Genomic DNA, 7613 nt, shown 5'->3' on the forward strand with positions numbered 1-7613 from the left:
ACGGCGGGCGCGCCCACTGTCACCGTGGCCCCGCGACGGGCCCCGGCGGTCACCGACTTGTGTCCGAAATCGCGCCCACCGGGTCGTCACGGGGATACCCCCAAACCGCTTAGAATGCTTCCAAACCATGCGGGTCACCGGTGACCGGAGCGGGCGGGATGATGTGAAAGGTCACTTCCATGACGGCTTTGCGGATACGTCGATCGTGTCTGGCTGTGCTGGTCGTGATGGTTGTTGTGTCCGGCGCCGCCTGCGGCGGCAGCCACCGGGCGGCACCGGCGAATGTCATCGTCGACAAGGGCACCCCGTTCGCTGATCTGCTGGTTCCCAAGCTCACCGCCTCGGTGACCGACGGCGCCGTCGGCGTCACCGTGGACGCGCCGGTGACGGTCACCGTCGCCGACGGCGTGCTGGCGTCGGTCACCATGGTCAACGAGAACGGCAGGTCCATCAGTGGCCGACTGAGCCCCGACGGGCTGCGCTGGTCGACGACCGAGCAACTCGGCTACAACCGGCGCTACACGCTGAACGCCAAGGCGCTGGGACTGGGTGGTGCGGCAAGCCGGCAGATGACGTTCCAGACCAGTTCGCCCGCCCACCTGACCATGCCCTACGTCTACCCGGGCGACGGCGAGGTGGTGGGCATCGGCGAGCCGGTGGCGATCCGCTTCGACGAGAACATCGCCGACCGTGCCGCGGCACAGAAGGCCATCACCGTCACCACCGACCCGCCGGTCGAGGGCGCGTTCTACTGGCTGACCAACCGCGAGGTGCGTTGGCGCCCGGAGCATTTCTGGAAGCCCGGCACAGCCATCGACGTGGCGGTCAACACCTACGGCGTCGACCTGGGTGACGGGATGTTCGGCGAGGACAACGTCACGACCCACTTCACCGTCGGGGACGAGGTCATCGCGACCGCCGACGACAGCACCAAGATGATCACCGTGCGGGTCAACGGCGACGTCGTCAAGACCATGCCGACGTCGATGGGCAAGGAGAGCGCCCCGACAGCCAACGGCATCTATATCGTCGGCTCGCGGTTCAAGCACATCATCATGGATTCCTCGACCTACGGGGTTCCCGTCAACTCGCCCAACGGGTATCGCACCGAGGTGGACTGGGCCACGCAGATGTCCTACAGCGGGGTGTTCGTGCACTCGGCCCCGTGGTCGGTGGGCGCCCAGGGCCACACCGACACCAGCCACGGCTGCCTCAACGTGAGCCCCGCCAACGCCGAGTGGTTCTACGACCACGTCAAGCGCGGCGACATCGTCGAGGTCGTCAACACCGTGGGCCCGACGCTGCCGGGCACCGAAGGCCTGGGTGACTGGAACATTCCCTGGCCGGTGTGGAAAGCCGGCAACGCCGACACCTGACTCAGACGCGCAGCACCGACGTCAGCGCCGCCAGCGGGATGTGGGCTTCGACGGTGCCGCCGTCCATGAACCACTGCAACGCACCCGGCGTGAAGTTGACCGGTTCATCGTGGCCCACCGGATAGTCGGGCATGTAGAGGATCAACTCGTCGGGGGTCAGCGCCCACGCCCTGTAGGCGCCGGAATAGACCTTGTCGGGGGTCCACCGGTCGGCGGTGAACGGGTAGGTCCCCGGATCATGCGGCGGCGGAGCCTGATCGAGTGCGGCCTCGATGAACGGCTGACCCAGCGACGGAATGGTGGTGAGGGGATCGGTCGCCACGTCCGACAGCTGCAGCCGCCGGCCGCGCGCCATGTCGAAGGTGAACGTCCGATAGGCGTTGTTGGGCTTGGGCCCGTCGGCGTGGTAGTCCTCGTGGAACACGGCGCTGATCAGGTTGCCGTGCCGTAAGACCTGGTAGTTCTCCTCGCCGTAGCTGTCGGCGATCATGTGGGCGCCCACCGTCTTCCAGTTGTTGACCAGGGTGCGCAGATAGTCGCGCACCACCGGGCCCGCGGTGGGGTTGTCGACGAGATCGCCGGGCACGGCGACCTTGATGTCCCGGACGGCTTGGCGTTCGGAGACGACCGTGGTGTGGCAGTACTGACCGTCCCAGTCGCCGCCCAGCTCGCCGCAGAAGGACGGGGCCGAGGCCCGCGCGGTGCCCGTGCCGGGAGCCGTTGCCGCGGTGAGCAATGCGGCCAGCGCGAACAGTCTTGTGATGAGCATCCGACGACCCGGCCGGTCAGAGGAGCTGGACTTTGCTCGCCAGCCAGCGACCGTCGACCTTTTCCATGGTCATCTTGATCCTGCTGCGGTCGATGCGCGGATCGGGCACCGCCATGTTGGTGACGGTCTGGTCTATGAAGACCAGGACCACAACCTTGTCGGTGGATTCCGACTGAATCGCGGAGTCCACCACGACGCCGTGTGCGGTGGCCTTGTTGTCGATCAGCATTTGCCGCAGTTGGACGCTGGATTGGCTGTACATGTCCTTGAACTCCCCGGTGCTGCCGTCGAGCACGTCCTTGAAGTTCTGGTCGACGTTGGTGGAATCGATGCTCGTCAACACCTGCGCGTACGTGATCGCCGCCTGCAGGGCCTGCCGGCCGGCCTGCTGCACCTGGTGTTCCTGCCATTGCTTCCAGCCCAGGAAGCCGGACACCGCAAGGGAGGCGACGAGCAACACCGGCAGCGTGCCGCGACGCAGGTAGTGGCGCCACGGCCGCTTGAGCCGGTTGGCCTTGTCGCCGTTGGCCGGGAAGGGCTCGTCGTCCTCCTCGCTCGCCTCGTTGTCCGGCTCGGCGTCCTCGGCCACGGCGTCATCAGGCTCGGCGTCATCAGGCTCGGCGTCCTCGGTTGCGACGTCATCAGGCTCGGCGTCCTCGGTTGCGGCGCCGGGCTTGTCGTCCTCGGCATCGGTGTCGAGTTCGTTCTCGGTCGTCGTGGCCATCGTCATCTCCTTGGCTGGACGGGTGTCGGTCTCAGTGCGGTGGTTCTATCGGCAGCACCGGGCCGCCGTACGGGGTGGGAATCGTGTAGCGGCCCTTCGGCGTCGGGTCGGTTCTGCGCCCCAGGTCCGCCCCCGGCGGCGGGCTCGCGGTGTCGTCGCCGGCCGGGCGCGGCGCGTTCTTGGCCCCGCGGATCTCGACGGCGGGGTCGTCGTCGCGGCAGTAGGTGTACATGAAGGGCTCGGGGTAGTCGGCGTTGGAGGGCGCGAACGCCGGTGTGCCGTAGTCGCACGCGTAGCGCGGGTACCAGTCGGCCGTCGCCCAGATCCCGTGGTCGTGAATCGTGCTGGCCAGGGCGTCCAGCACCGATCCGCGATAATCGGGGAACAGCGCGTTGAGTGCCGGCACCCGCAGGTAGAGCAGCTGCGCGCTGCTGGCCGCGCTGGCCAGCAGTTGCACCATCGTGTCGGAGTTGTCGGCGAACAGGCTGTCGACGGCCGCGAGGGCGTGCGGCGCCCGCTGGATCACACGGCGGTATCCGCCCTGCATCCGGGCGACACCGGCCAGTGTGCGATCCAGGCCCGCGGTGGTTGCTGCCAGGCCGGCGTTCTTGTCGGCCGCCAGGGTCAGCACCACCCGGCTGGTCTTGATGATGCTGGTGGTTTCGGGCAGTACGGAATCAAGCGTCGACAGCAGGAAGGTGCCGCCGTCGACGATGTCGGCCAACTTGTGCGGGCCCTGTTTGGTCAGGCTCAGTTCCTTCTTGATCAGCTCCATCTTGCGGGGGTCGACCTGTTCCAGCATGCCGTCGGCGTCGGCGAGCAGCTGCGCCATGTCCAGCGGAACGGTGGTTCGGTCCAGGCCGATCACGCTGCCGTCGTGCAGATAGGGTCCGGCGTCGGATTCCGCCTCGAAGTTCAGTGACTGCTCGCCGGCGGCAGACAGCTCCACCACGTGGGCGACGCTGGACGCCGGGATCTGCACGCTCGAGGTGATGGTTGCCACCGCATTCACACCTTTGTCGGTGAGGTGCAGCGCTTGGACGTGCCCGATGCGCACGCCGCGCAGCGCGACGTCCTGATCGGGCATCAGCCCACCGGAATCCGGCAACTGCACGGTGACCCGATACGACGACGCGAACGGGCTCACCCGCAACGCGCCGGCCAGCAGGTAGGCGGTCGCGAGGACCAGTGTCAGCGCCAAGCCGGCCACCGAGAGCCACGTCTGCCGCCGGTGTCCCGCCCGCACCACGCGGACGAGCGCGTCGGCGGTCGTGGCGATCACGGCCGTGGTCCCGGGCCGGGGACCGGTGGGGCAGGGACAGGGGCAGGGGCAGGGGCGGGCACGATCGCCCCCGGCACGTTCGGGTCCGGTATCACCGGCAGCTGCGGTGAGTTCGGTTCGCGCCCCACGACGCGTTCCTGAAGGCGCCACAACGTGTATTTCAACGAGCCGATGAACTGGTTCCAGTTGTACCGGTGCGGTCCATGCAGCCCGATGTCGCCGCCGAACCCGATGTCGGGGATCGATCCGAGTACCAGACGGTCGGCGCTGCCTGCGCCGGCGACCGCGAATCCCGACGTCGACTTGATCAGCGGCGGAAGCATCCGGTTCAGCGGCAGCCAGCTGGTATCCGGGCTCACCGCGACGTCGTTGAAGGCTCCGGCGAGCGTGTTCAGGTCGCGGATCATGCTGCGGCCGCTGGTGTCGGTACCCCCGACCGAGGGGAACCTGGCCAGCAGCCGAGCAGTGTCGCCGGCTTGTACGGCCAGGTCGGACAGTTCGGTGGTGTTGGCGGCCAGGGCGTCGGTGCCGGGGCCGGCGGCCGCCATCAGGTCGGTGATGGTGCTCTCTTTGGCGTCGATTTCGCCGGCGAGGCGAGACATCTCGGTCATCGCGGTCGACATCTGCTCGGAGCGGGAATCCAGCGTGCCCAGCAGCCGGTTCGACTTACGGATAAGGCCGGCCAGTGCCTGACCCCGATCGCCCGTGGCCCTCCCGAACCCGTTGATGATGTTGGTGAAGTTGCGCACCGCTCCGCCGTTCACCAGCACGGCTGCCGAGCTCAGCAGCGACTCGACCGTCGCGGACGCCGCCGTGGATCCCAGGCCGATGGTGTCGCCGTCGCGCAACATGGCTGTGTCCGGTTGGGTCGCCGGTGGTGGCTGTACCGCCACGAAGACGTCGCCCAGTGGTGTCGCGGTGCGCAATTCGGCCCTACTGCCCAAGGGCAGTTGAACCCCGGCGCTGATGCGCAGCGTGGTCACCGCGGTGTAGTTGCGGGCAACCATGGACTCGACCTCGCCCACGTCGGCGCCGGCGAGCTTCACCTTTGCCTTCGACGGCAGGTTGAGCGCGTTGGCGAAAATCGCGGTCAGCCGATACCCTGCAGAACTCACGCCGGGTGCCGGAAGGGGAACGCTGGCAAGCCCGTTCGTGGCGCAGCCGGAGCTGACGACTGCCGTGGCCGCGATGATCGCGACGATGGCGGGGGAGCGTGTGCGGCGTGCGGTCGTCATTTCTGCCCCATCGCCGCCATGCCGTCCAGCACGTAGGTGAGCCCGAAATCGGGTCCGAAATCCTGCAGGGTCCCGGTGCTGCAGCCCAATTGCCGCAGGCCCATCAGATTGCAGATCTCCTTGGCGTATTGGCCGTCGAACAGGATCCTGTCGATCAGGGCGTGCCCGCGCACCGAACCGTTGGCCTGGTCGATGGCGTTGTAGGCGTTGTCGGCCACCATCGGTGCCAGGTCGAGCAATTCGGCGAGCTCGCGCCGATTGTCCGTCGCCGTCTTGGCCAGGGTGTTGCCGTTGAGAGCGGCCTGTCTGATGCTGTCGCGGTGGGCGTCGAGCAGATCGGCAGCCTGCTGGACCAGCTGGTCGAGCCTCTTCCCGGTGGCGCCCGTTCCGATCTCCTCGTCGTCGAGGACCTGGCTGGCCAGATGGATGGTGGACGCGAACTGCCGCAGCTTGGCGTCGTTGGTGGCCGCCGCCTGCAGCAGCGAGCTGACGTTCTTGACGATCGTCGTGATCTGTTCCCGGGTCTGCACGCCGCCATCGCTGCTCAGCCGCATCGCCTCCGACAGCTCGCCCAGTGCTTTCTTCATGTTCGTGCCGTTGCCGTCGACGACCGCCGCACTGCCGTCGATCGCGTCGGCGAGGGGACCTCCGCCGTGGCCGTCACCTTCGAGCGACTTGGTCACCCGGTCCAGAACCCGCAGGACCCTGCTGAATTCGACGGGCGTCTTGGTGCGCGTCAGGCCGATGGTGTCGTGGTTTTCCAGGACCGGCCCGCCCCGGTAGGGCGGGGTGAGCTCGATCTGTCGGTCGGTGAGGATGGACGTGGACACGGTGACGGCCTGAGCGTCGGCGGGGACCTTGACGTCGCGGTCGACGGTGAACTCCACTTCGACGTAGCCACCCCGCGGCCTGATCTTGGCGATCTTGCCCACCGGCATTCCCAGTACCGCCACCACGTTGCCCTCGTAGAGGCCTGACGCGCTGTCGAATTGGGCCGTCACGGTGATCGGGTCCTGCTTGGCGCCGAAGTACCGCCACCCGACGCCGACCGCTGCGAGCACCGCGGCGACGGCGGCCGCGACAGCGACGATCCTGGTCCTGGCACTGTTCTTGGCGGCCCTGTTCCCGGTCACTTGCAGTCCTTGAAGTACGGGATCATCCCGAACTGCTCGGCGCGACCGCTGATTGCGCACATCCACGAGTCAACCAGCGCGCCGCCGGACGCGGTGAAGTTGATGGCGTTACCGTCCCCGCTCATGTTGGCGACCTGACGCAACATGACGGGGCTGACCTGCAGCATGTTGCGCAACAGGTCGTCGTGTTGGGCGATGATGTCGGTCATGTCGCGGGTATCGTTGATCAGCGAATCCAATTCCGGGCGGTCGTTGATGATGATCTTGCTCATGATGTCGACCAGATTCGTCAGGGACCGCATCATCGCGTGGAAAACGGCGCGCCGGGCGACGAATTGGCCCAGCAGGTCCTGTCCCTGGTTGACCAGGTTGCCGACATTGGCCTGCTGACGACGCAACGTGTTGGTGACCTGCTCGGTGCTCTTGAGCAGCTGGCCCAGTTGATCGCGCCGCCGGGCGATGATCGACGACAGGGTGTCGATGTTCGCCATGGCCTCGGGTACCACCGCGGGCATCTTCTCCAGTTGTTTGCCGAGCAGGGCCAGCGACTGCGCGAACCTGTCGGAGTCCACCTGCTCGAAAGTGGTTGTGGCGTCCTTCAATGCGGCCTGCAGATCGTACGGAACCGAGGTGTGCGCCAAGTCGAATGTGGCGCCCGGTAGCGAACCGGGACCACCGGGTTCCACCGCGAGATAGCGCGAACCGAGAATGGTGGCCACCTTGATGACGGCTTTCGACTGTCTGCCGAGCACGATGTCGTCGCGGATCTTCAAACCCGCTTCGACGTGATCGCCGGCGAGTCTCATGCTGCTGATCGTGCCGACCGGTATTCCTGCGACGGTGATCGGATTCCCGACCCGCAGCGACGCAGCCTGCAGAAACTCCGCCGTGTAGTGCCGGTAGCCCATCCCGAGCGTATGTACGGCCACCATCGTCCCGATCACCACCGCGACCACCGCGACGGCGATGAAACCAAGCCACGTCTTGTTGTAACTTTCCAGCGCGCGCGCCTGCCGTCGCTTCACTCGGCGGTACCAGCGATCAGCCATCGGGGAATCAGCCATCGGGGAATCAGCCATCGGGGAATCAGCCAT

The 7613-nt window shown here is 66.9% G+C and carries 7 protein-coding genes; 1 reads left to right on the top strand and 6 read right to left on the bottom strand.

The features are described from left to right. The first annotated feature begins 179 nt into the window (after window positions 1–179). Window positions 180–1376 (top strand): L,D-transpeptidase, encoded by a 1197-nt coding sequence (locus AC2VOK_RS15780; protein WP_428901326.1) that lies wholly within the window; start codon window positions 180–182, stop codon window positions 1374–1376. Window position 1377: 1 nt separating this feature from the next. Here the strand turns inward: AC2VOK_RS15780 and AC2VOK_RS15785 are convergent, their stop codons facing one another. Genes AC2VOK_RS15785 through AC2VOK_RS15810 form a run of 6 tightly spaced genes read right to left on the bottom strand, consistent with a single transcriptional unit; the run spans window position 1378 to window position 7568 of the window. Continuing rightward, window positions 1378–2145, bottom strand: a complete 768-nt coding sequence (locus tag AC2VOK_RS15785; protein ID WP_428901327.1) for a mannan-binding family protein — start codon at window positions 2143–2145, stop codon at window positions 1378–1380. 16 nt (window positions 2146–2161) lie between these two features. Next, window positions 2162–2875, bottom strand: a complete 714-nt coding sequence (locus AC2VOK_RS15790) for a tetratricopeptide repeat protein (RefSeq protein ID WP_428901328.1) — start codon at window positions 2873–2875, stop codon at window positions 2162–2164. Between the two features lie 25 nt (window positions 2876–2900). Beyond that, the gene (locus AC2VOK_RS15795) at window positions 2901–4151 is read right to left on the bottom strand and encodes an MlaD family protein (RefSeq protein ID WP_428901329.1); all 1251 of its coding nucleotides are present in this window, start codon (window positions 4149–4151) and stop codon (window positions 2901–2903) included. Further along, entirely contained in the window at window positions 4148–5386 is a 1239-nt protein-coding gene (locus tag AC2VOK_RS15800; protein ID WP_428901330.1) for an MlaD family protein, read from the bottom strand. Before AC2VOK_RS15800 ends, AC2VOK_RS15795 begins: the two co-directional genes overlap by 4 nt. Next, window positions 5383–6519 (bottom strand): MCE family protein, encoded by a 1137-nt coding sequence (locus AC2VOK_RS15805; protein ID WP_428901331.1) that lies wholly within the window; start codon window positions 6517–6519, stop codon window positions 5383–5385. Before AC2VOK_RS15805 ends, AC2VOK_RS15800 begins: the two co-directional genes overlap by 4 nt. Further along, a complete protein-coding gene (locus AC2VOK_RS15810; RefSeq protein ID WP_428901332.1) occupies window positions 6516–7568 on the bottom strand; it encodes an MCE family protein in 1053 nt (350 codons plus the stop codon). The genes AC2VOK_RS15805 and AC2VOK_RS15810 overlap by 4 nt, the downstream gene beginning before the upstream one ends. Window positions 7569–7613 lie beyond the last annotated feature (45 nt).

The organism is Mycobacterium sp. TH-M116, from assembly GCF_057473685.1.